The organism is Stenotrophomonas sp. STEN021 (assembly GCF_056760175.1).
The window spans coordinates 1-22,006 of the sequence record NZ_JBRREH010000085.1 but is presented as its reverse complement, the minus strand read 5'-3'; the positions used below and the strand labels follow the sequence as shown (position 1 = coordinate 22,006).

19 protein-coding genes are annotated in these 22,006 nt (G+C 65.0%); 7 read left to right on the top strand and 12 right to left on the bottom strand.

The window, feature by feature from the left end; translation table 11 throughout:
* Positions 1-171: 171 nt before the first annotated feature.
* Both ACVOL0_RS16435 and ACVOL0_RS16430 read right to left on the bottom strand, forming a co-directional pair.
* The gene (locus ACVOL0_RS16435; RefSeq protein ID WP_481550000.1) at positions 172-1,392 is read right to left on the bottom strand and encodes a multifunctional CCA addition/repair protein; all 1,221 of its coding nucleotides are present in this window, start codon (positions 1,390-1,392) and stop codon (positions 172-174) included.
* A gap of 226 nt (positions 1,393-1,618) precedes the next feature.
* Positions 1,619-3,565, bottom strand: a complete 1,947-nt coding sequence (locus ACVOL0_RS16430; RefSeq protein WP_481549999.1) for a transglycosylase SLT domain-containing protein — start codon at positions 3,563-3,565, stop codon at positions 1,619-1,621.
* 178 nt (positions 3,566-3,743) lie between these two features.
* Between ACVOL0_RS16430 and ACVOL0_RS16425 the strand changes: the two genes are divergently transcribed.
* Both ACVOL0_RS16425 and ACVOL0_RS16420 read left to right on the top strand, forming a co-directional pair.
* Positions 3,744-4,154 (top strand): ExbD/TolR family protein, encoded by a 411-nt coding sequence (locus ACVOL0_RS16425; protein WP_481549998.1) that lies wholly within the window; start codon positions 3,744-3,746, stop codon positions 4,152-4,154.
* Between the two features lie 119 nt (positions 4,155-4,273).
* The gene (locus ACVOL0_RS16420) at positions 4,274-5,149 is read left to right on the top strand and encodes an EamA family transporter (RefSeq protein WP_481549997.1); all 876 of its coding nucleotides are present in this window, start codon (positions 4,274-4,276) and stop codon (positions 5,147-5,149) included.
* An 8-nt stretch (positions 5,150-5,157) separates the two neighbouring features.
* Here ACVOL0_RS16420 and ACVOL0_RS16415 read toward each other — a convergent pair whose 3' ends face one another.
* From ACVOL0_RS16415 to ACVOL0_RS16400, 4 genes are all read right to left on the bottom strand, one after another.
* The gene (locus ACVOL0_RS16415; protein ID WP_481550001.1) at positions 5,158-5,895 is read right to left on the bottom strand and encodes an endonuclease/exonuclease/phosphatase family protein; all 738 of its coding nucleotides are present in this window, start codon (positions 5,893-5,895) and stop codon (positions 5,158-5,160) included.
* Positions 5,896-5,966: 71 nt separating this feature from the next.
* Positions 5,967-6,785: a thiol:disulfide interchange protein DsbA/DsbL gene (locus ACVOL0_RS16410; protein ID WP_481549996.1), complete on the bottom strand. Its 819-nt coding sequence runs from the start codon at positions 6,783-6,785 to the stop codon at positions 5,967-5,969.
* A 130-nt stretch (positions 6,786-6,915) separates the two neighbouring features.
* Positions 6,916-7,563, bottom strand: coding sequence for a thiol:disulfide interchange protein DsbA/DsbL (locus ACVOL0_RS16405; RefSeq protein ID WP_481549995.1), 648 nt, complete (start codon positions 7,561-7,563; stop codon positions 6,916-6,918).
* A 93-nt stretch (positions 7,564-7,656) separates the two neighbouring features.
* Positions 7,657-8,442: a c-type cytochrome gene (locus ACVOL0_RS16400; RefSeq protein WP_481549994.1), complete on the bottom strand. Its 786-nt coding sequence runs from the start codon at positions 8,440-8,442 to the stop codon at positions 7,657-7,659.
* A 172-nt stretch (positions 8,443-8,614) separates the two neighbouring features.
* Here ACVOL0_RS16400 and yihA point away from each other — a divergent pair, with 172 nt between their 5' ends.
* Positions 8,615-9,256 carry a ribosome biogenesis GTP-binding protein YihA/YsxC gene (yihA, locus tag ACVOL0_RS16395; RefSeq protein ID WP_481549993.1) on the top strand — a complete coding sequence of 214 codons (642 nt, stop codon included), beginning with the start codon at positions 8,615-8,617 and terminating at the stop codon, positions 9,254-9,256.
* Positions 9,257-9,640: 384 nt separating this feature from the next.
* Here yihA and ACVOL0_RS16390 read toward each other — a convergent pair whose 3' ends face one another.
* The 3 genes from ACVOL0_RS16390 to ACVOL0_RS16380 all read right to left on the bottom strand — a co-directional run bounded on the left by ACVOL0_RS16390 (position 9,641) and on the right by ACVOL0_RS16380 (position 12,257).
* Positions 9,641-10,621, bottom strand: a complete 981-nt coding sequence (locus ACVOL0_RS16390) for an MBL fold metallo-hydrolase (protein ID WP_481549992.1) — start codon at positions 10,619-10,621, stop codon at positions 9,641-9,643.
* A 100-nt stretch (positions 10,622-10,721) separates the two neighbouring features.
* Positions 10,722-11,555 carry a helix-turn-helix transcriptional regulator gene (locus ACVOL0_RS16385; protein WP_481549991.1) on the bottom strand — a complete coding sequence of 278 codons (834 nt, stop codon included), beginning with the start codon at positions 11,553-11,555 and terminating at the stop codon, positions 10,722-10,724.
* Positions 11,556-11,558: 3 nt separating this feature from the next.
* Positions 11,559-12,257 carry a VIT1/CCC1 transporter family protein gene (locus ACVOL0_RS16380; protein ID WP_481549990.1) on the bottom strand — a complete coding sequence of 233 codons (699 nt, stop codon included), beginning with the start codon at positions 12,255-12,257 and terminating at the stop codon, positions 11,559-11,561.
* A 203-nt stretch (positions 12,258-12,460) separates the two neighbouring features.
* Between ACVOL0_RS16380 and ACVOL0_RS16375 the strand changes: the two genes are divergently transcribed.
* Both ACVOL0_RS16375 and ACVOL0_RS16370 read left to right on the top strand, forming a co-directional pair.
* On the top strand, positions 12,461-13,825 hold the full coding sequence (locus ACVOL0_RS16375; RefSeq protein ID WP_481549989.1) for a glutamate--cysteine ligase: 1,365 nt from the start codon (positions 12,461-12,463) through the stop codon (positions 13,823-13,825).
* Between the two features lie 194 nt (positions 13,826-14,019).
* Positions 14,020-14,658, top strand: coding sequence for a glutathione S-transferase family protein (locus ACVOL0_RS16370; RefSeq protein WP_481549988.1), 639 nt, complete (start codon positions 14,020-14,022; stop codon positions 14,656-14,658).
* Positions 14,659-14,724: 66 nt separating this feature from the next.
* Here ACVOL0_RS16370 and ACVOL0_RS16365 read toward each other — a convergent pair whose 3' ends face one another.
* Complete coding sequence (locus ACVOL0_RS16365) at positions 14,725-16,410, bottom strand: tetratricopeptide repeat protein (RefSeq protein ID WP_481549987.1); 1,686 nt, start codon at positions 16,408-16,410, stop codon at positions 14,725-14,727.
* Between the two features lie 285 nt (positions 16,411-16,695).
* Here ACVOL0_RS16365 and bla point away from each other — a divergent pair, with 285 nt between their 5' ends.
* Positions 16,696-17,577, top strand: a complete 882-nt coding sequence (gene bla / locus ACVOL0_RS16360) for a subclass B3 metallo-beta-lactamase (RefSeq protein WP_481549986.1) — start codon at positions 16,696-16,698, stop codon at positions 17,575-17,577.
* Positions 17,578-17,657: 80 nt separating this feature from the next.
* Here bla and ACVOL0_RS16355 read toward each other — a convergent pair whose 3' ends face one another.
* Together ACVOL0_RS16355 and ACVOL0_RS16350 are read right to left on the bottom strand one after the other, a co-directional pair.
* On the bottom strand, positions 17,658-18,359 hold the full coding sequence (locus ACVOL0_RS16355) for a LytR/AlgR family response regulator transcription factor (protein ID WP_481549985.1): 702 nt from the start codon (positions 18,357-18,359) through the stop codon (positions 17,658-17,660).
* A complete protein-coding gene (locus ACVOL0_RS16350; RefSeq protein WP_481549984.1) occupies positions 18,347-20,056 on the bottom strand; it encodes a histidine kinase in 1,710 nt (569 codons plus the stop codon). Before ACVOL0_RS16350 ends, ACVOL0_RS16355 begins: the two co-directional genes overlap by 13 nt.
* A gap of 297 nt (positions 20,057-20,353) precedes the next feature.
* On the opposite strand from ACVOL0_RS16350, the gene ACVOL0_RS16345 reads away from it, so the two are divergent.
* Positions 20,354-21,823: an alpha/beta hydrolase gene (locus ACVOL0_RS16345; protein WP_481549983.1), complete on the top strand. Its 1,470-nt coding sequence runs from the start codon at positions 20,354-20,356 to the stop codon at positions 21,821-21,823.
* Positions 21,824-22,006: the final 183 nt, after the last annotated feature.

Below are 22,006 nucleotides of genomic sequence, written 5' to 3'. Positions count from 1 at the left end.
AACGCCCCGGGGGGTTGCCCGGTTGGGGGGCGCGCCTACCCCCGCCAAGCCACCAATTCGAAAGCAATGGCAGATCATGCAATTGCAGACAGCTGCTTTTGTTGTTGGATTACCAGCCTCGCGGCTTACGCCGCTCCCACAACATCCAAGAACTGCGACTGCGGCTGGCACTCACCGCGCCGCGCTGATTGCCTTGATGCGTGCCTTTTTCAAGGCTTCACCAATAGCCGGGCCTTGCAGGCCTTCGGTGGCGATATCGCGCGCATTGATTGCTAATGCGGCCGCATGCAGGCGCTGCAGGGTTGCCCGCTGCGGGTAGTCGCTGTCTTCGAAACCCAGCCGCCCACGCTTGTCACATTCGCAGACCAGACCCATCTGTGCGATACGCTCAGGACGGCGGAAGCCATCGCAGCGCTGGATCAGCTCCAGCACGGTGGCGTCGCGCAGTTCGTCGATGCGGTGCACGTTGAGGTGCTCGCGGCAGACCGCTTCGGCCAGCTGGCGGTGGTCGAGCGGAATCTTCAGGCGCTCACAGAGCTTGGCCAACGGCTTCAGTCCGCGCTGTTCGTGCATGATGTGGCGCGGCAATTCATCGGCCGGGGTCAGTGCCTTGCCGAGGTCGTGGGTGAGCGCGGCGAAGCCGATCAGGTCATCGCCCGGCGCCAGCTGTGCGGCCATGTCGCTGACCATTTCCTGGTGCACGCCGGTATCCACTTCCGGATGGAATTCAGCGCGTTGCGGTATACCGTAAAGGGCGTCCACTTCCGGCAGGATCACCGCCAACGCGCCGGTGTCGTGCAGGCAACGCAGGAAGGCGGAGGGTTGTTTCATGGTCAGGCTGCGACGCAGTTCCTGCCAGATGCGTTCCGGCACCAAGGCGTCGAGTTCGCCGCTGGCAGCCATCTGGCGCATCAACGCGGCGGTTTCAGGGGCCAGGGTAAAACCCAGAGGGGCGAAGCGGGCCAGGAAGCGTGCGGCGCGCAGCACCCGCAGCGGGTCCTCGACGAAGGCTGGGCCGACATGGCGCAGCACGCGCTGTTCGATGTCGCGCACGCCGCCCCAGGGGTCCACCAGCTCACCGGTGTCCTCGTCGCGGGCGATGGCATTGATGGTGAAATCGCGGCGCTGCAGGTCTTCTTCCAGCGACACCGATGCATCGGCATCGACTACGAAGCCGCGATAACCGCGGCCGGATTTGCGCTCGGTGCGCGCCAGTGCGTATTCCTCGCCGGTCAGCGGATGCAGGAATACCGGGAAATCCTTGCCCACGGCCTTGAAGCCGTCCGCTTCCATCTGCGCCTGGGTGGCACCGACCACCACCCAGTCACGGTCACCGGCCTGCAGGCCGAGCAGGGAATCGCGGACAGCGCCGCCGACGAGATAAGTCTTCATGCGGCCATGATAAGTCGGATGAGGCGTCACACAGGTAGTGCCGAGCCATGCTCGGCAGGGGAGTTACCAGCATTGCATGCTGTTGTAGGAGCGGCGCAAGCCGCGAAGCTGACAATGCTGGAACGCCTCAAAAGCCAACCCCTCCCCAACCCTCCCCTTCGCTGCGCGAAAGGGAGGGGGCAAAACCGGTAGTGCCTCTGCCGAGCATGGCTCGGCACTACAGGTGCTACGGGGTTTGCTGGCAGCTGAAGGCCTTGCGTGCGCCCTGGGTTTTGCCGACCATGCGGTCGCTCAGGGTCAGGGCGTTGCTGTTGAGGCGCCAGTCGTAGATCACGCTGAAGGCCAGCACACGCGCCACGTACTCGCGGGTTTCCTTGTAGCTGATGGTCTCGATCCAGAAATCCGGGTCGTAGTTCGGGCGCTGGCTCTGCCAACGAGCGGTTGGTGTCGGGCCGGCGTTGTAGGCGGCGATGGTGACGTAGGGCAGGCCGTTGTACTTGTCCATCAATTGCCGCAGGTAGGCCGTGCCGATGGCTATGTTCGTGTCCGAGTCGTACAGGCTGGCCGCGCCAGCATAGCCGCTCAGGCCAATGCTTTTGGCCACGCTGGCGCCGGTGGCCGGCAAGACCTGCATCAGGCCCATGGCGTTGGCGGGCGAGCGCGCGTTCGGGTTGAAGATGCTTTCGGCACGGATCTCTGCGGCAATCCAGGCCGGATCCAGCGCATTGCGGGCGGCTTCACGACGGATTGTGTCGTCGTGGTGCAGCGGGAAGCGCAGGTTGTACAGGCGCATTTCCTGTGGGCCTTTCAGCGCGAATACCGCGCGGTCGAACCAACCGTTGTTGCTGGCCACTTCTACTGCCAAGCGACGCTGGCTGTCGTCGAAACGGCCAAGTGCGTCGGCCCATTCGCGTGCTGCCCAGCTTGGACGTTCGATCTTGAACAGTTCAATCGCGCGTACCAATGCCGGGTCGCGCGCCACCGCGGCTTTTGCCGCTGCGCTGTCGCCAGGATTCCATGGGCACAGGTTGTAGGGCTGGTTGAGCTTGTCGGCGGCAAGAAAGCCATGGAAGGTCGGCTCACTGGAGGCGGCGCGGTACAGCGCCGTCGCCTCGGCGGGCTTGCCGGTCTTTTCCAGCAGGCGGCCTTCGAACCAGCGCCAGCGCGAGTCGTTGCGCTGACTGGCCGGCATCTTGCGGATGGCGGTCAGTGCCGCCGGCCAGTCGCCACGTGCCATCGCTTCGCGTGTGCGCCATTCGTGCAGGCGTTCGTCATAGGCCGATTCGGGCACGGCGGCCAGGCGACGTGCCGAATCCGGCAGATAGGAAGCTACCGTCCACAATGCGATTTCGTACAACACCTGGCCTTGCTGTTCGGCGCTCAAGGCCAGTGCCTGCGCGTATTGGGGAAGTTGCAGCTCGGCGGCGCCAGGATCGGCCTTGGCCAGCTTCTGCAGGCCGTCAACCGCGATGCGGCGGCTGCGCTCGTTCTTCGGCCAGTTGAGCGCGCGCGCGTCGGGCTTGTCGACGAAGGCGGCGTAGTCATTGGCCTGGGCAAGCTCGGTGGCTGGGAGGCCACGTGCAGCGGCGCGCATCACCGCGGCTTGCTGAGCATCGGCGGCGGCGTCGATGCGCTCCCAGCGCAGTGCGGGCGGCAGGCCGCCACGGCTGGCCAGGACTGCAAATACCGGGTCGCAGCCATCGGGCAGGGACTTGCCGGCGCTGCGCCAAACGGCCTGGGCGTCGCTGACCCATTGCGCATCGGCCTTGCCGGTGGCCTGACGGGCATTGAGCTCGGCGCATTTAAGCCCGGCATCCGCGCCGGGTTTGTAGTTGGCCAGCAGGGTTGGCCAGTCCTGGCGACGGGCGAGGGCGGGCAGCCATGCCGACCGGAAGCTCTCGGCCACGGCCTGGCCCTGGTAGCGCTTGAGGAAGTCCTGTGCCTGCGTATTCGGCAGCGTGTCGATGTTGCGGCGCAGGGCGCTGAACTCCAGCCAGCCGTACAGCGGGTGATTGCGTAGCGGCGCGCTTGCGTTGGCATCGAACTGCCCGCGTTCGGCGTTGTCGATGGCAGTGCGCATCGCGGTACGTTGGGCGTCCAGGTTCTGGGCTTGGACGCAGGCGCTGAGCAGCGCGGCGAGGGTGGCCAGAGGCAGCACGAGGAATTTATTCATGGCAGAAGGATAACGGCCGCAGCGTCAACGGCAGAGCGACAGTCCGACCCGCACATGAACAAGCATGTCGCTGCTACGCGAATGAAAGCTGAACGGAAACAGTCGCGTTGCTGGAAACCGGCGATGGCAGGCGTAGCTTCGGTAGCGAGGCAGCCGGCCTCGCCCTGGGGGAACTGGAATGGCATTCAGTGCAGCAGGCAATACCGGACGTCCACTGGCTGATATCAACGTGACCCCCTTGGTCGACGTGATGTTGGTGTTGTTGATCATCTTCATCGTGACCGCGCCGATGGTGTCGGTGCCGATCCCGGTTGATCTGCCACAAAGAACCGACAAGATCGTGCAACGTGTCGAGCCTCCGCCGCCAATCGAACTGCGGGTGGATGCTGCCGATCAGCTGTACTGGAACGGCGAGCTGCTGGCAATAGGCGATTTGCAGGCCCGCCTGCAGGCACAGGCTGATCTGCATGTCGGCAATCTGCCGGAGCTGCGTATCGATGCCTCCCCCGATGCGCAGTACCAGGTGATGGCCAAGGTGCTGGCTGCTGCCAACAACGCCAAGATGCAGCGTATCGCTTTCATCCAGTAAGCCGTGGGGGGCGGTGGGCATCAGCTGCCAAGCGGTAGCTGATGCCTTGCCGTGGCGGCGGGCATGATGTTCGCGCTTTTGCGGCTGCCGATGGCATCGTGGGCGCATACACTAGGCGCATGCAAAATTCCCGATTCGCATCGCTGTTGCCGGTGCTGGCGGTACTCGGCTCGGTGACCTCGTTGTCGATCGGCACGTCCTACGCCAAAAACCTGTTCCCCATCATTGGCGCGCAAGGCACCAGCGCGCTGCGCGTGGGCTTTTCGGCGTTGTTCCTGTTGCTGCTGTGGCGGCCGTGGCGCTGGCATACCAGTCGCGCCGATGGCGCGGCGATCCTGCGCTATGGTTTGACGCTGGGGCTGATGAACCTGCTGTTCTACATGGCGCTGCGCACGATCCCGTTCGGGATTGCGGTTGCCATCGAGTTCACCGGCCCACTGGCGGTGGCGATGTTCTCCTCGCGGCGGCCGATTGATTTTGTCTGGGTCGGCTGTGCGCTGGTCGGGCTGGTGTTGCTGTTGCCGCTGGATGGCGGCCAGGCGCTGGACCCGGTTGGTGTCATGTATGCGCTGGGCGCCGCCTTGTGCTGGGCGCTGTACATCATCTACGGCAAGCGCACCGGTCATCTGCATGCCGGCCACAGCGTGTCATTGGGCTTGTTGGCAGCGGCGCTGGTGGTGGTGCCGGTCGGCGTTGCGCATGCTGGCATGGCGCTGCTGGAGCCGAAGATCCTGCTGGCCGGTTTTGTGGTGGCGGTGGTGTCCAGCGCCATCCCGATGTCGCTGGAAATGATGGCGCTCAAGCGCCTGCCAAAGGAAACATTCGGAATCCTGATCAGCATGGAGCCGGCAGTGGCAGCCCTGTGGGCGTTGCTGTTGTTGCACGAACACCTGACCGGCCTGCAGTGGCTGGCAATCGGTTGCACGGTGTTGGCGTCGGCGGGCAGTACCTTGACCGCGCGGCGGCGGCCACCGCCTGCAGCGGCTGCAGGCTGAGCCTGCGTTCAGCGCAGGCTGTCGGCGGGGACTTCGACTTCCATTTCCACGGCCAGATGATCCGAGTGCGCGGCGGGAACGGCGCGGGTGTCGAGCATCTTCAGGTTGTCGGAAATCAGGATGTGGTCGATGGCGCGGTCCGGGCCCCAGCTGGGGAAGGTCGGCACCAGGCAGCTCGGCGGCTGCAGCCGGGTCTTGTGGTACAGCACGCGCATTTCCGGGCGATCGGCCTTGCAGTTGAAGTCGCCCATCAACACCGCGTTGGGATGGTCGGCCAGCAGGTCGGAAATGAAGTCCAGTTGTGACAGGCGCGAGCCGGTGCCCAGTGACAGGTGGGCAACTGCAACGGTCAAGCCTTCCTTGCCATCGCCATAGCGCGCCAGCAAGACGCCGCGGCCACCGATGCGGCCGGGCAGGGCATGGTCCTGTACTTCTACCGGTTCCAGCCGGCTCAGCAGGCCATTTGCGCTGGAGGCCACGCCACCCATGCGGCGGTTGGGCTGGTGTGCCCAATAGTTGAAACCTGCCCGTTCGGCCAGGTAATGGGTCTGGTTGGTAAAACCCGAGCGCAGGCTGCCCGGATCGGCTTCCTGCAGGCCGACGATATCGTGGCCGCTGGCCAGCTTGGCAATCGCGTCCAGGCTGGAACGCTTCTGCCCAGCGGGCAGCGCGTGCGACCAGCTACGGGTCACATAATCACTGTAGCGGCGGGTGCTGGAACCGGCCTGGATGTTGGCGGTCAGCAATCGCAGTGTCTGGGTGGGGGATTTCACGGCGGGTCGAACTCAAGGGCCTCGTTACCGAGGCCCTTGATACCTCACTTGGCGTTGGCGGCGCGTTCGCGCGCGATCAGGTGGTCGGCAATGCGGAGCATGTCTTCATAGCCCTTGCCCTTGACCAGGTACTTGCCGTTGATGATCAGCGACGGGGTACCGGTGATCTTGCTGCGCTGGGCGAACTGCTTGCCGCGGTTGACCTTGGCGGCGACGCCGAAGCTGCCCATGGTGTCGGCAAAGGTCTTGGGATCAACGCCGTACTTGCCGTAGAAGTTGGCGATGTCCTGCACCGAGTCGCTGCCGCGCTCGCCCTTCAGGGTCTGCTCGATGTGGATGGCCGAATACAGTGCGTCGTGGGTCTTTTCCTGCACGCCCAGGGTCTCCGCGGCGTAGAAGGCGCGCGCGTAGTTGTCCCAGGTGCCACCAAAGGCGGCCGGCACGTAGACGAAGCTCACGTCCGAGGGCAGGCCGGCTTTCCACGAGCTGATCAGCGGCTGGAAGCGGGCGCAGGCCGGGCACACGTAGCCGAAGATCTCAGCCACTTCGATCTTGCCGGTAGCCGGCTGGAACGGCTGGCCGCCTTCGATGGCGACATAGTCGGTGCCGGCGACCGGCTCCGGACCGACCAGGCGCGCCTGCGCCGGTACCGGGGCAGCCGGAGCGGTGTCGGTGGCAGCCGGTGCAGCGGTAGCACCTTCAGCGGCGGCACCTTCAGCGGCCGGGGCCGGGGTGGCAGCCGGAGCGGCTTCGGTTGCGGCCGGGGCAGCCGGAGCGGTGGTGTCAGCAGTGCCGTCCTGGGCTTTGCAGGCAACCATCAGCGGCAACAGGGCAGTCAGGGCCAGGGCGAAGCGGATGTTCATCGGGAGGGATCTCCAGCAGGGTGTGTTTGGGGCACCGGGCAGTGAGGCTGCGACCGGTGCGCGCAGGGACGCATTATGTGCGTATTCGGCTGAACAGGTGGCCCGGCTCAGCCAGGCTTCAGCCGAGGTTTCAGCGACGGCCGCCGCCGCTGCGTTCGCGTGCTACCAGGGCGCCGGCAATGCGCAGGGTGTCGTCAAAGGTCTTGCCCTTGACCAGGTACTTGCCATTGACGATCAGCATCGGAGTGCCGGTGACCTTGACCCGCATCGCAAATGCGCGGGCGTACTTGACCTTGTCATCCACCTGCGGGCTGCGCAGGGCTTCGACAAAGCGTTGCGGCTGCACGCCGTACTGGGCATAGAAGGTTGCCAGTTCGTCGGGCGTGACGTTCTGTGCCGGCAGGCTGCCCTGCACATGCAGCGCCTTGAACACGTCGGCATGGCTGCGCTGGCGTACGCCGACCTGTTCGGCAGCATAGAAGGCACGCGCGTAGGAATCCCAGTAACCGCCAAACGCCGCCGGCACCGGGGTGAAACGCACGTCGGCGGGCTGCTTGGCCACCCAGGCTTCCAGCTGCGGCTCGAAGTGGGCACAGTGCGGGCAGGTGTAACCAAACACCTCGACCACTTCGATCTTGCCGGCCAGCGGTGCGAACGGGCCTGGCTCGGCAATGAGTTCATAGTCATCGCCTTCGACCAGCGCGGTAGGGGAGGCGGCACAGGCCGAGAGCGGTGCTATTGCCAGCAGCATCAGCAACAGTCGGGGGAACAACTTCATCGTGGGGAGTCTCCGTGGGAAAAACAGACGCCGACCTTGCGGCCGGCGTATCTGCGTGAGGCAGGTGCCGGGTCGCCGGAGCGACCGGCGGGATCAGGGTTGTGCGGCGGCGCTGGCTAGCGTGGCATCGTTGGCCCGATCATGCAGGCCCTGGATGTAACTGGCTAGCGCCTGGATTTCCTGCCCAGTCAGCGCGTGGCTGATCTGCGCCATGATCTTGAACTGGGCGGCGTCGGCCTCTCCGGTCTGCCCGGCCTGGTAGCGCTGCAGGCGTTGCGCGACATAGCCGGCATGTTGGCCGCCGATATGCGGATAGGCTGGGCCCGGGTTACCTGCACCGGTTGGGCCGTGGCAGGCGATGCAGGCCGGGATGTTGCGGCTGGCGTCGCCACCGCGGTAAAGCTTCTGGCCGACTTCGAAGAACTTCATGTCCTTGTACGGGCCTTCGCTGACCACCGCGTCATCGGCCACGCCGGCACCGGACTTCTGGGTAGCGAAGAAAGCACCGATATCGCGCATGTCCTGCGGGGTAAGCCCCTCCATGAAGGGCACCATCGCGGCGACCGCGCCTTCATTGCGCTGGCCACTGGCGATCAGCGCCATTTCCTTGGCGATATAGCGCTCGCTCTGCCCGGCCAGGCGCGGATAGATTTCCACGGCGGAGTTGCCATCGGCACCGTGGCAGGCTGCACAGGTGGACGCCTTGGCCTCGCCGGCCTTGGCATCACCGGGTTTGGTCTTGCTGAAGTCGATCTCCAGCGAAGCCGTCTGCACCGGCGCATTGTCCGGCACGGGCGTAACCGAGCTTTGGGCGAAGGCGACGGCGGCGATTACGGGGACTACCAGTGCTGCAACGGCAAGAACACGAGCATGGCGCATGCTGAAGCTCCGTGTGGACCGGGCCGGGCGGGGCTTTCCGCCGGCATCGCCCGGATTATCAACGGCGTTTTACGGCACGGTCAACGCAGCAGTGCAGCAAAACCGGCCGGGCGGTGGTCCCGGAACAGCGGCCGAGCCGACGCGCGGCGCCGCAACATGCGATCCTATGCACATGTCATTGCTCATCGAACGCGCCCGTTACCACCTTTCCGCCCACAATTCCCGGCAGTTGCCGCCGGATCTGGGGGCCGAAGTGGCATTTGCCGGTCGCTCCAACGCCGGCAAGTCCAGCGCACTCAACGCGCTGACCCGCCAAAATTCACTGGCCCGCGTCTCCAAGACCCCCGGCCGCACCCAGCAGCTGGTGTTCTTCGAGGTAACCCCCGAGGCGCACCTGGTCGATCTGCCCGGTTACGGCTACGCCAAGGTGCCGCTGGACCTGCAGGCGCACTGGCAGGCCTTCATTGACCAGTACTTCCGCACCCGCAATGCGCTCAAGGGGCTGGTGGTGGTGATGGACATCCGTCATCCGCTGAAGGACTACGACCGGCAGATGCTGGGGTATGCGGTACAGCGCGGCCTGCCAGCGCATGCGCTGCTGACCAAGGCGGACAAGCTCGGCCGTGGCCAGCAGATGCAGACCCTGCAGAAGGTGCGCAAGGAGTTGCATTCGATCTTCGGCGACACCGTCAGCGTGCAGACCTTCTCCGGCGAATCGCGCCAGGGCGTGGATGAGGCCCGCGGCATCATCGGTGGCTGGCTGGGCTTGAACCCGCCTGCAGCTGACGCTGCAGCGCCTGTAGGAGCGGCGTAAGCCGCGAAGCTGGCAATGCCTGGCTTGTAGGAGCGGCGTAAGCCGCGAAGCTGGCAATGCCTGGCTTGTAGGAGCGGCGTAAGCCGCGAAGCTGATGGTCTGTCAGATTGGGTATATGCAAAACGCCGCCTTGATCAGGGCGGCGTTTTTGTTTTGTGGTTTGGGGGTGTTGCCAGAGCCACAGCCACAGCCACAGCCAAAGCCAAAGCCAAAGCCAAAGCCAAAGCTCCTCACCCCAACCCCTCTCCCGTAAACGGGAGAGGGGACGGCAACAGCAACGGCAAAGCCAAAAGCCAAAAGCCAAAAGCCAAAAGCCAAAAGCCAAAAGCCAAAAGCCAAAAGCCAAAAGCCAAAAGCCAAAAGCCAAAAGCCCGCCCTGCCTGGTTAACGCTTCAACGGCGAAAACTCCCCAGGCACCCACGCAAACGCCTCACCCTGGCGGCGCACATGGCCTAGGCCGGGGAACGGCAGGTGCGCACCGGCCACCCACCAGCCCTTGTCGGAAGCTTCCGCCATCAGCCGGCGGCGGCTGGCAATGGCAGCGCTACGGTCGCTGTCGGCTTCAAATGCGGCGTCCGGGCGGGCGAACTGCACCGCATGGAAATGCACGATGTCGCCCCACACCAGCAGTTGCTGGCCGTTGCCAGCCTCAAGCAGATAGGAGGCATGGCCGGGGGTATGGCCATGACTGTCCAGCGCAGTGATGCCTGCTGGCAGGCGCTCGCCGGGAGTGAACGCATGCAACTTGCCTGCGGCCACATAAGGCGCCACCGCGTTGCGGGCCAGACCAAACGCAAACCGCAGCGGTTGCGGAGCCGTGGTCTCGCTGGCCGGGTCCAGCCAGTAGGCGGCGTCGGCCTTTGACAGCCACACCGTAGCGTTGGGGAAGGCTGATTTGCCCTGCGCATCGAGCAGACCGCACATATGGTCGGGGTGGGCGTGGGTCAGCAGCACGTCATCCACTTCAGCCGGGTCGTAGCCGGCGGCACGCAGGTTGCTCAGCACCTGGCCCAGGCCGATACCTGCGCCAAAGCATTGCGCGGTGCCGGTATCGATCAGGCTCAAATGATCACCACGTTGCACCAGATAGGCGTTGACCGCGGTCTGCAGGCCTTTGCCATCTTCCGGGACATAGCCATGCTCCAGCAGGCGGCTGACAGTGCCAGGATCAATCCCTACCAGCGCCTGTCGTCCCAATGCCACCGTACCGTCGAACAAGGCGGTGACCTGCAGTTCGCCGATCTGCTGGTGATAGACACCTGCAACCTGCTGCTGCACGTCATGTGTACTGCGCGCCTGCGCAACGCAGCTGGCGGCGAGGATCAACACAGCCACGGCTAGACGGTGTCGGGAGTGGATGCGCATGGGCGTTCCTGCAAGTGCGGCAGTGCCGCGGGACCTCCATGCTGCGCCGGAGTGGGTCCGCGTTTCGCTCACAATGCCGTGCGAATCGCTCGCAGCGCTATCAGCTGTTGCCGATTGCCGTCGGCTCCAGGCCGTAACGTGCGGCGAAGCGCTTGTTGAAGCTGCCCAGTGAGCGGTAGCCGGCGCGCGCTGCCACGGTCTTCAACGGCAAGCGGGTGGTGTAGAGCAGCTGCATGGCATGCGCCAGCCGCGCATCCACCACCAGTTCGCGCACGCTGAGCTGTTCGCTGGCCAGTCTTCGCCGCAGGGTGGCTCCGCTGATGCCCAGGTGCGATTCGAAGTCACGTGATTGCCAGTCACGCTCTGGCTGTGCGGCGACCAGGTCGCGGATGCGATCACCCAGCCCGGGTTCTGGGGCGACCAGCAGGCTGCCATGGCCACGTCGGCAGAACGCCACCACCAGCGCCGCCAAGGCCAGCCGCGCTTCGGTGTACTGGCCGTTCTGCAGCGCCTGCCGCCACTGCAGCAGGGCGCTGCCGTGTTCGCTCAAAGGCAAGCGCGCCAATGCCTGGCCGGGATCGGGCAGAGCGTCAGTCCACAAGGTGCGCGCTGCAGCCAGTACTTCCGGGCATAGCGGCACGATGGCGCTCAGGTACAGGCCGCTGTGCGGATCCGGGATATTGACCACATCGATGCGACTGCGGCGGGTTATCAGGAACAGATCGCCGGGGCCGAACTCAAGTGACTGCTGCGCAGTGCGGGCTTGTTTGCGCCCCTGCAGCAGGATCGCGAGCTGTGGCTGTGGAATCTCCACCGAGCTGGCCCCGTGCTCGCGCCGCGCGGTGATGCAGGCATAGCCTTCGGCACGCTGGCAGTCGACCAGCGAGGACAGCTGGGCCAACAAATTACTGCTTGTGTCGGCTTGGGTATCCATCACTTACGCCGTTATCTGGAACAGCTGGCCGATGGCCGCGGCGGCGCCCATTGCCAATGCACCCCAGAACACCACCCGCAATGCGCCGCGCCATACCGGCGCGCCGCCGGCCCTTGCCGCCATTGCACCGGTGATGCACAGCCCGGCCAGGGTTGCGGCGGTAGTTACCTCCGCCACCCACGTGTGCGGTGCCAGCAGCGCGGTCAGCACCGGCAACGCCGCACCGGCGATGAAAGCACTGGCCGAGGCTGCCGCCGCCTGCAGCGGCCGGGCCCGCAGTTCCTCGGTGATGCCCAGTTCGTCGCGCGCATGGGCGGCGAGGGCGTCGTGGGCGGTCAGCTGCTCGGCAACCTGCTGGGCAAGCTCGGGGCTGAGCCCGCGACGGCGATAGATGCCGGCCAGTTCCTGCAGTTCGCTATGCGGGTCTTCGTGCAGCTCGCGGCGCTCCATGCTCAGGTCCGCATGTTCGGCATCGGCCTGGGACATCACCGAGACGTATTCCCCTGCGGCCATGGACATGGCACCGGCGACGGTGCCGGCGATGCCGGTAGCCAGGATGGCCGAGGCGCTGGCGCCGCCAGCAGCCACGCCAACCACCAGGCCAGCGACCGACACAATGCCGTCGTTCGCCCCCAGCACGGCGGCACGCAGCCAACCGACACGGTTTGAACGGTGGGTTTCACGATGATGGGTGCGACTCATGCCTACAGTGTAGAACCTGCACCCAGTCATCTGCGGAATGACTCGCAGGCGCAGCTGCGGCGGCGGTCAAGTCTGCTTTTATAGGACGCTGAAAACCGCTGCCGTGACACGATGGCAATGTACGCCACGATATAGTGCGCCCTTGCGATGGCGGGGGCTGGCCCCCACCTTCCCGCCCTGACCAGAATTCTGCGAGCCTGCCCTTGTCGAGCCCGAGCCACGTCGCTGATACACCCATCACCCACCGCGACCAGTTGGTCCAGAGCATCGCGTCGGGTGAAAAACCCAGGTCGCAGTGGCGGATCGGCACCGAGCACGAGAAGTTCGGGTTTCGCCTGGATGATCTGCGCCCGCCCACCTTCGAAGGCGAGCGTGGCATCAACGCGGTGCTCAACGGGTTGACCCGCTTCGGCTGGGAGCCGGTGCAGGAGAACGGCAATACCATCGCGCTGCTGCGTGATGGTGCCTCGGTGAGCCTGGAGCCGGCCGGGCAGCTGGAGCTTTCCGGCGCTGCATTGGAAACCCTGCACGAAACCTGCGTGGAAACCGGCAGCCACCTCAACGAAGTGGCGCAGGTGGCCAGTGAGCTGCAGCTGGGCTTCCTTGGCATGGGCTTCCAACCCAAATGGGCGCGGGCGGACATGCCATGGATGCCCAAGGGCCGCTACCAGATCATGAAAAGCTACATGCCCAAGGTCGGCTCGCTCGGCCTGGACATGATGACCCGCACCTGCACCACCCAGGTCAACCTGGATTACGCCAGTGAAGCGGACATGGTGAAGAAGTTCCGCGTGTCGCTGGCCTTGCAGCCGATTGCCACCGCGCTGTTCGCCGATTCGCCGTTTACCGAAGGCAAGCCCAACGGTTACCTGAGCTACCGCTCGCACATCTGGACCGACACCGATCCGGACCGCACCGGCATGCTCGATTTCGTGTTCGAGGATGGCTTCGGTTACGAGCGCTACGTCGATTACCTGTTGGACGTGCCGATGTACTTCTCTTACCGCGACGGCATCTATCACGATGCCAGCGGGCAGAGCTTCCGCGATTTCCTGCAGGGCAAGCTGCCGGTATTGCCGGGCGCGTTGCCGACCCTGCGTGACTGGTCGGACCACACCACCACCGCCTTCCCGGAAGTACGGCTGAAGAAGTACCTGGAAATGCGCGGTGCCGACAGTGGCCCGTGGAGCCGCATCTGCGCGCTGCCTGCGTTCTGGGTGGGCCTGCTGTATGACGAAACGGCGTTGAACGCCGCCTGGGACCTGGTCAAGGACTTCAGCCTGGCCGAGCGCAACGTGCTGCGCGACGGCGTGCCCAGGCACGCGATGAACCTGCCGTTCCGCAATGGCACGGTGCGTGATCTGGCACGTGAAGCCTTGGCGATTTCGTACGATGGCCTGCGTCGTCGTGCCGCGCTCAATGCCGATGGTCAGGATGAAACGCGCTTCCTGGATGTGCTGCAGGAGATCGTGGATTCGGGCAAGACTGCGGCCGAGCGCAAGCTGGAACTGTTCCATGGCCGTTGGAATGGCAGCGTTGATCCGTTGTTCGCCGAGTTTGCCTACTGACGGAATGTGATCGAGGCGCCGTGGACGCTTGCCCTGTCGTGGTTGCCATCGCTGTTTTGCGGTCAATCCCGCCTGCTTGGGGATGAGCGCAAAACAGCGATGGCCCGACACCGGTCGCTTGAAACCGCGCCTGCGCGGGAATGGTAGTGCTCGCGTATTGCTAGACTGCCGCCTCACCCTCTGGAGGCAGGCGCATGGGCAGCACGGCAGAAGAAATCGTCTTCTATACCAACCCGATGTCGCGCGGGCGCATCGTCCGCTGGATGCTGGAGGAGTTGGGCCAGCCGTATCGCACCGAAGTGCTGGAGTACGGCCAGAGCATGAAGGGGCCGGCATTCCTGGCCATCAATCCCATGGGCAAGGTGCCGACCATCGTCCATCGTGGGGTGGTGGTGAGCGAGGCCGCCGCGATCTGCGCTTATCTGGCCGATGCCTTCCCTGCGGCAGGGCTGGCACCGGCGCTGGATGATCCACTGCGTGGCAGCTACCTGCGCTGGCTGTTTTTTGCCGCTGGACCGGTGGAAGCAGCGGTCAGCGCCAAGGCCTTGGGCCTGCTGGCGCCGCTCGAGAAAGCCGGCACCGTAGGCTACGGCAGCTTCGAACAGACCATTGATACCCTGGAACAGGTCGCCGCATCGGCGTCGCCGTGGCTGCTTGGCGAGCGCTTCAGTGCGGCCGATGTCTATGTCGGCAGCCAGATCCTGTGGGGGCAGATGTTCAAGAGCATGCCTGCGCGTGATGCGTTTGCTGCGTATGCGCAGCGCCTGCGCAGTCGCGAGGCCTGGCAGCGCGCCTCGGCGCTGGATGATGCCTTGATCCCGGCGCGCGGCTGAGCATGTGTTGGGTGGTTCCGGCGATGAGCGCGCGCGGAACCACCTGCGGTGTTGCATGAAACCTGCTCAGTAGCGCGCAGCGGTCAACGGAGCATCGGCCCACTGCCAGGCTGCTGCTTGTTGGCGTTTGGTCGCGGTAGCGGCATCGGTCTGGCCCAGGGCTTGCTGCGCCTGCGCCAAGCCATACAGCGACCAGCCATTAGAAGGATAGGTCTTCAGATCCTGATTGAAGGCTTCGATGGCGGCTTCGGCATCACCTGTCTCCAGCAATGCAGCGCCAAGATAGGGTCGTACCGGCAGCGGCCAGTCGGCGGGCTCGTTGTAGGCGAGGTCGTCTTCGGCGACGGCGGCCTCACGCAATGCGCTGATTGCTTCGCTGTGTTTCCCTTGCGCGTGTAGCAGCTCGCCACGCAGCAACATGTCGGCCACGCGCAGCACGCTGTCGGCATGGTTGATGTCGAAGAAACTGACCTGCGCCATTGCGGTATCGGTGGCGATGGCATGCAGGGCCTGGGCCTCGCGTGTGGCCTGGTCCAGTGCGCCCTTGCGGGCATGTGCCATGCCGCGGGCGAAGTGGCGGATCGCAGCGGGATAGGGCAGTTCGGGTGCAGCACTGGAGTCGGCGAGGATGGCGTCCCAATCGCCGAAGCGGACCTGGGTAAGCAGCGGCGTCACCACGAATTGCTGCATGAACTGCATCGGCGCCTCGCCCATGGCCATGCGATCAGCGTGGTCCGCGGTCTGTTTGGCAGCCTGCATGGCCAGCGTGCGCGAGCCGGTCAGTCCCGTGGTCATCGTGGCGAAGTGCCAGTTGTGCGGCACATAGCCCAATGGATAGACGCCATTGCTGCCGCGGCAGACGGCAAGGAAGTCCTTGTCGGCGGTGGTTGCGGCCAGGTTGGTCATGGTCGCGTCGTGGTAGCGGCCCGTGCGGATGTAGATATGCGCGGGCATGTGCACCAGATGACCGGATCCGGGCGCCAGTGCAGCCAAGGCGTCGGCGTAGGGCTCGGCACGCTTGGGCTCGGGCGAGGATTCCATGGCGTGGATGTAATAGTGCATCGCGCCGATGTGGCGCGGGTTGCGTGCCAGCACGCGCTCCAGTTGGCCGACCAATGTCTGCGTGAACTCGGCGGGCTTGCCATCCTGCCAGTAGGCCCACGGCGAGAGATCCATCAAGGCCTCCGCGTACATCGTGGCGGCATCATCGTCTTCAGGGAACTTCGCGACCACCGCAGCCATCGCATCGGCGTAGTTGCGATCCAGCTGCTTGCGGTCTTCTGGAGCCGGATCGGTGTAGCGCTCGTGCAGCGCCTGGATCAAGGCCTGATCTACCGGCCGCGCGCTGGTTGCCAAGCTGGCTGCACGGGCTGCCAATGCGGTCGCGTCTTTGGCGGCGGCCGGCTCCATCGGCAGGTTGATGTTTGGCCCCAGCACCAATGCCTGACCCCATACACACATGGCACATGCCGGGTCCAAGCGCGCGGCTTCGGCAAACGCGCGTCCAGCCGCCTCATGGTTGAAGCCATAGGCCAGACGCAGGCCTTGGTCGAAGTAGCGCTGCGCCAACGGCACCTTGCTGCCGATGTCGCGATGCAGGTCGCCGAAGGTTTCGAACAGGGGGAGTTCGCTGGGATCTGCTGGCGCTGCGTTGTCGGCGACCGCATTGGGCGTATTGGCCGAATCGCAGGCGGACAGCGTTGCGACGGCAAGCAGTGGCGGAAGCAGCAGGGACAAGGATCGACGGATCATTGTGGCTTCTCGGGACGGATGGACGCGAAGATACTGCTGCTTGCAAGCCCATGGTGATACGGGGCGATGAATAGGCCGTAAAAATCATGCGCCGGAAAATCGCAATTACAGTGCGCTGCGAACGGCGGCCGTCCATTGCCGGTTAGCGAGGTGCTTGGCACGTTTCGTGCCGAGTCCAACGCCAAGACCCAGGAAAAACTCATGCCTCTGCCCAGTTCTATGCGTTTGTCGCGTATGCCCGCGCAGCGCACAGTTCCTGCACTTATCAGGCAAGGTGCACAGGTGATGCAGAAGCAGGGAATTCGTTGGGGTTTGCGGGCGGCGGTATTGCTGGTTTCCGGAGCAACCGCAGCGTCCGTATTGGCTGGCCCGCCCGCGGACTGGTCGGTGCCGATCAAGCCGTTTCATATCGTAGACAACGTCTATTACGTAGGCACCGAGGGACTTGCGGCGTATCTGATCGTGTCGGAGCAGGGGGCGATGCTGCTCGATGCGCCGTTCGCTGCCAATGCCGAGCAGATTGAACGCAACATCGAAAGCATTGGCGTCCCCCTGCAGGATGTGCGGCTGCTGCTCAGCAGTCACGCCCATGCCGATCATGTTGGCGCGATGGCGGCACTCAAGCGCGACACCGGTGCGCGCTACGTGGCCAGTGCGGGGGATCGTTGGGCTCTGGAGAACGGCAGGAACCAGGGGGATAACAATTACGGCATCCAGCCCTTCGATCCGATCAAGGTGGACGAGATCATCGGAGATGGGCAGAAGGTCCAGTTGGGTGATGTTGAACTGACCGCGCACCTCACCCCCGGGCACACCGCCGGTTGCACCAGTTGGAGCATGACCGTGAATGATCGCGGCACGCCGCGCGAGTTGTTTTTCCTGTGCAGCATCACGGTTGCTGGCAATACCTTGATCGGCAATCGCAGCTATCCCGGTATCGTCGAGGACTTCCGCGCGACATTCGCCAAACTTGGCGCGATGCATGCGGACATCGTCCTGAGTGGCCACCCCGATACCACCGGCATTCTTGAACGGCAGGAACGACGTGCGGCTGGCGATGAGGATGCATTTGTGGACCCGGGCCTGCTTGCCAGGCTGGTGGACGAGCACAAGCAAAGTTTTGAAGATGCACTGAGCAAAGCGCGTTCAACGGCCAAGCGCCCTTGAGCAGGCGGCGCGGATTCCATCGCCAGACGCGCGGCCTCGGATCTTCTGCGGAATGCGCTCACTTGCATGCGTCGGCGGGTTCATTCAAGTGCAAGCGCCTGCCGCAGGCCGGCAACATGGGCACGCCCGACCGGCAATTCCGCGCCACCGTTGAGGACCAGCCAGTAACGGCTGCCAGTTCCCGAATGCAGGGTGCTGATGTGACGCAGGTTGACCAGGTAGGAGCGGTGGCAGCGGATGAAGTCCGGCGGCAGCACCGCGCTGAGTCCTGCCAGTGATTTGTCATGCAGTTCGCTGCGGCCATCGCGCATGCGCAGCTCGCTGTAGTCACCATCGGCACGGATCCACTGCACATCGGCCAGTTCGACCAGCGCCGTTCCCTGCGCGCGCCAGATGCCGAGATAGCGTGCGCGGCCTGAGCTGTAGCGGCCTACATCCAGCAGGCGCTCCAATGCCTGCCCCAACCGTTCACGCGAGAATGGCTTGGGTACAAAGTCGAGCACGCCGTGCTCGAAGGCCTGCAGGGCGCGTTCGCGATGGGCGGATACGACCACGCAGTGGTAGCGGCCTGCTACCGCGCTGCGCAGCAGGTCAAAGCCATCTTCGCCGCCGAGGTTGAGGTCCAGCAGCAGGCCGTCGTAGACGCTGCGCTGCAGCCGGTCGCCAGCTGCATCGAGGTCGGCAACTGCATCGAATCGGGCGCGGGCACCCGCAAGTTCGGCGCACAGGCGCAGCAGGCGCTGGCGGACCAGCGGCTCATCTTCGACGATCAATATGCGCATGTGAGTTCGATCCGGCTGCACCAGTCGGCGCCATCGGCGCCTTGGCTGTAGTGCCAGCGGTTGGGGTGGGAGGCGGCCAGACTGGCCTCGATGTAGCGGGTGCCGGTGCCTTGGCCACGGTGTGGTGCGGAGCCGCGTGCGCTACGCAGCTCAAGGACCCAATGCTGGTCCTCGCGCTGCACGCGCAGGCGGAACGGGCGCTGTGCGCAGGCCACCGCACCGGCATGGGTCAAGGCATTCTCGACCTGTGCATGCAGCACGCCGGGCGGCAGCGACAGCTGCAGGTCGTTGGCGTCGACTTCCAGCACCATGGTCTGATCCAGGGCTTGGCCGACGATATCCAGGTGGTTGCGACACAGGGCCAGTTCTTCGCTGAGCGGAACGCTCTGGCGGCTGCTGCTTTCGCGCAGGCGGTCGAACTGCTCGGCCAGCGATTCGACCAGGCGGCTTGCCTTTGTGGGGGCCTGTTCGATCAGCTCCTGCAGGCAGGTGAGGGTGTTCATCAACCAGTGCGGCTGGATGCCACGTTGCAGCAACTGCAGTGACAGGCTTGCGCGCTCTTCGCGCAGGCGTGCGTTGTGCAGATCAAGAGCTCGTACCTGGGCTGCATGGCAGAGCAGCAGGAAGCCCATCAGCACGGCGAGCAGCAGGAAGTAGGGGCCATCGAGGAAGGCGCCGGGTGCGAACAGCAAGGCCAGCACGCCGGCGACCAGCAAGGCCAGGATCGGCCAGCGCTCTTCGCGCTCACCATGGGCCCGCAGCAGCAGCGCAGACGAGGCCAGCAGACTCAGCAGCAGTGCTACTGCCGAGCGGATATCGAAGCTGGGCAGCAGCAAGGCAGTCATCACCAGTGCGGCCGCGTAGGCGATGCCCAGGCCCTTGGGAACGGCAACGCCGTAGCGTCGCGCTAGATACGCAGGCAGCAGCATGGCTGCTGCCACATGCAACGCCAGCAGCGCATACAGGCGCAGGCCGTGCCATGGATAGAGATAGCCGAGCAACGGGCGCCAGCCTTCGATGATCGGCAGTGCAATCCCAACCGCACACAAGGCGAGCAGCAGTCGCCCGCCCGGCATCTGCGGCCGGCCGCGCTGCAGGGCGAGGAAGTACAGGCAGGCTGCGGCAAGCGCACCAGTGGCCAGAGCCGCGATCAGCCAGGGCAGGACGATGCGCTGGTACAACACCGCAGCCGGCGCTACCGCGACCAGGGCATCCGCGCTGTACAGCCCGAACTGCTGATGGTGGCTGGACGCAAGCACCAGCAATTCATCGCTGCCAGTGGACGAGGAGGGCGGCAGTACGCGGGTGATGTCGACCTGGCCGGGCTGCTCCTGCTCGGCGCTGGTGCCGACGACGCCATTGCCCAGCAGCGGCTGGCCGTTCCAGTAGAGCTGGCTGGCGCCGCGCAACGACAGCCGCAGGGCGCGGCCGCCATCGTCGGCCTGCGTGGATGCAGGCGATTGCCAGCGCAGCCAGTACGGACCGCGCCAGCTGGCCAGCGTTTGTTGATCAATCGGCTGCCAGTGGCTGTCCGGTGGCGGCGAGGTCGGCAGGTCGCCCGTCGCGCTCACGCTGGCGGGCGCCATCTCGCCACTCAGTACTTGCACGCTGTTGACGTCGCGCAGCAGCACGGCCAGCCACGCGGCGACCGCGAAGACCAGCACGGCCAGTACGCTCAGGATTCGTAGGATCGGCATGGGCCTATCGTATCGGCTGCGTGGAGACGCTGGGCGGTGAGTTGGAGCTGTTCGGCGGACGCGCGACCCGCAAGCGCCGTTGAGGGAGGGATGCTGGCTCCGTGGCGAGGGCAACGGGAGGTTTCTCCAGGCTGCCGAGGCCACGGCCACATCCACCTTGTCACCTAGTCGGAGCCCGCCATGTCCCACCACTCTCTGTCTGCTTCCTGTGCTTGCCGTCCTTGCCTGCAGTCCTCGGCGACTCTTTCAAACGCATCGCTTGCCGCTGCGCATCAACAGCGGGCTGGCGGAGTGCGTGTGACCGGCAAGGGGAGGCTGGGGCGTAGCGCTCGTTTGTTGGCGCTGTGTCTGGCACTGGCCTGCGCCTCGCCGGTGCTGGCCAAGGATTCGGTTGCGCCGTTGGTGTTCGCACCCTATGCGATGCAGACCAAGGCCAACGGCACCATCGCCAGCGAAGAAGCCTTCCTCGAAGTCCCGCGTCGCCACAGCGAGCCGAATGGGCCGCGTATCCGCCTGCGGGTCGTACGCTTGCCGGCGACCGGCGGCGATGGCCGCAATGCCCCGGTGGTCTATCTGGCAGGTGGCCCCGGCGGTTCAGGCTTTGGGACAGCGCTGGGGCCGCGCTGGCCGGTGTTCGACCGGGTCCGCCGCGAGACCGACGTGCTGCTGCTCGATCAACGCGGCACCGACTTCTCCGAGATGCCGCCCGAGTGCCCACATGAGCAGAAGTTTGACGATGCCAAGCCGCTGCAGCGTGACGTGGCGCTGGTCGGAATAAAGGCCGCACTGGCCAGCTGCCTTGCGTTCTGGAAGGACGCCGGGGTTGATATGGGTGCCTACACCACCGCCGAGAGTGCCGACGATATCGAGTACCTGCGCAAGGCGATGGCGCTGCCCAAATTGAGCCTGTGGGGCATGAGCTACGGCACGCATCTGGCGCTGGCCACCGTGCGCCGCCACCCGGACAGCCTGGAGCGCGTGGTGCTGATGGGCAGCGAAGGCCCGGACGACACGCTCAAGCTGCCGCTGGCTGGCGATGCATTGTTGGCTGACCTGGCGGTCATCGCCAGGAAGGACGGCTTCGAGGATCTGCAGGGATCGGCACAGCGTGTGCTGGCCAAGCTGCGGCAACAGCCGGGGCAGGGCCGCAGCCCGATGCATGACGGGCGCAAGGTGACCATCGGCGAGTTCGATGCACAGATGGCGATAGCGATTGCCTTGGGCCGCCGCTCGACCCAGCGTATGTTGCCGCTGGCACTGCGTGAGGCCGAAGCCGGCAACTACGACCTGCTCGGTGGCATCGCCTTGATGGTGCGTGAGGGTCTGGGCGGCTGGCGTGCCATGCCCACTGCGATGGATGTGGCCTCCGGGCAGAGCCCGCAACGGCGCGCGCTGGCCGCAGCACAGGCACGCCAAAGCCTGCTCGGCGATGCCTTGAACTTCCCGTTCCCGGATGTTGCTGATGGCCAGGGCATGCTGGATCTGGGCGAGGCCTTCCGTGCGCCGCTGCGCAGCGACGTGCCGGTGCTGTTCATCAGCGGCACGCTGGATGGCCGCACCCCGCATGCCAATGCCCAGGCGCTGCTGCCTGGTTTCAGCAAGGGCAAGGAACTGCTGGTGCGCGGCGCCAGCCATGACAACGAAATGTGGTTGGGCAATCCCGCCATCGCCGACAACATCGCCGGCTTCCTGGCCGGGCGAGGGCTGAGTACCGACGTGCTGGATGTGCCGCTGCCGGTGTTCATCACTGACCGTTCCACACTGTAGTCGAGGGGCAAAGCCGGGGTCAGGGTGGGGTTTCTTTGAAGCCCTGCGCTGACCCCGGTTTTCGGACTTTTTGTGGGAGCGGCGTAAGCCGCGAAGCAAGCAGCGTTCAGATGGCGTGGAGCAGTTGTTCGAGCACCGTCCGCTTACCCGGAGTCAGCGCGGCCACAAAATAAAACAGTATGA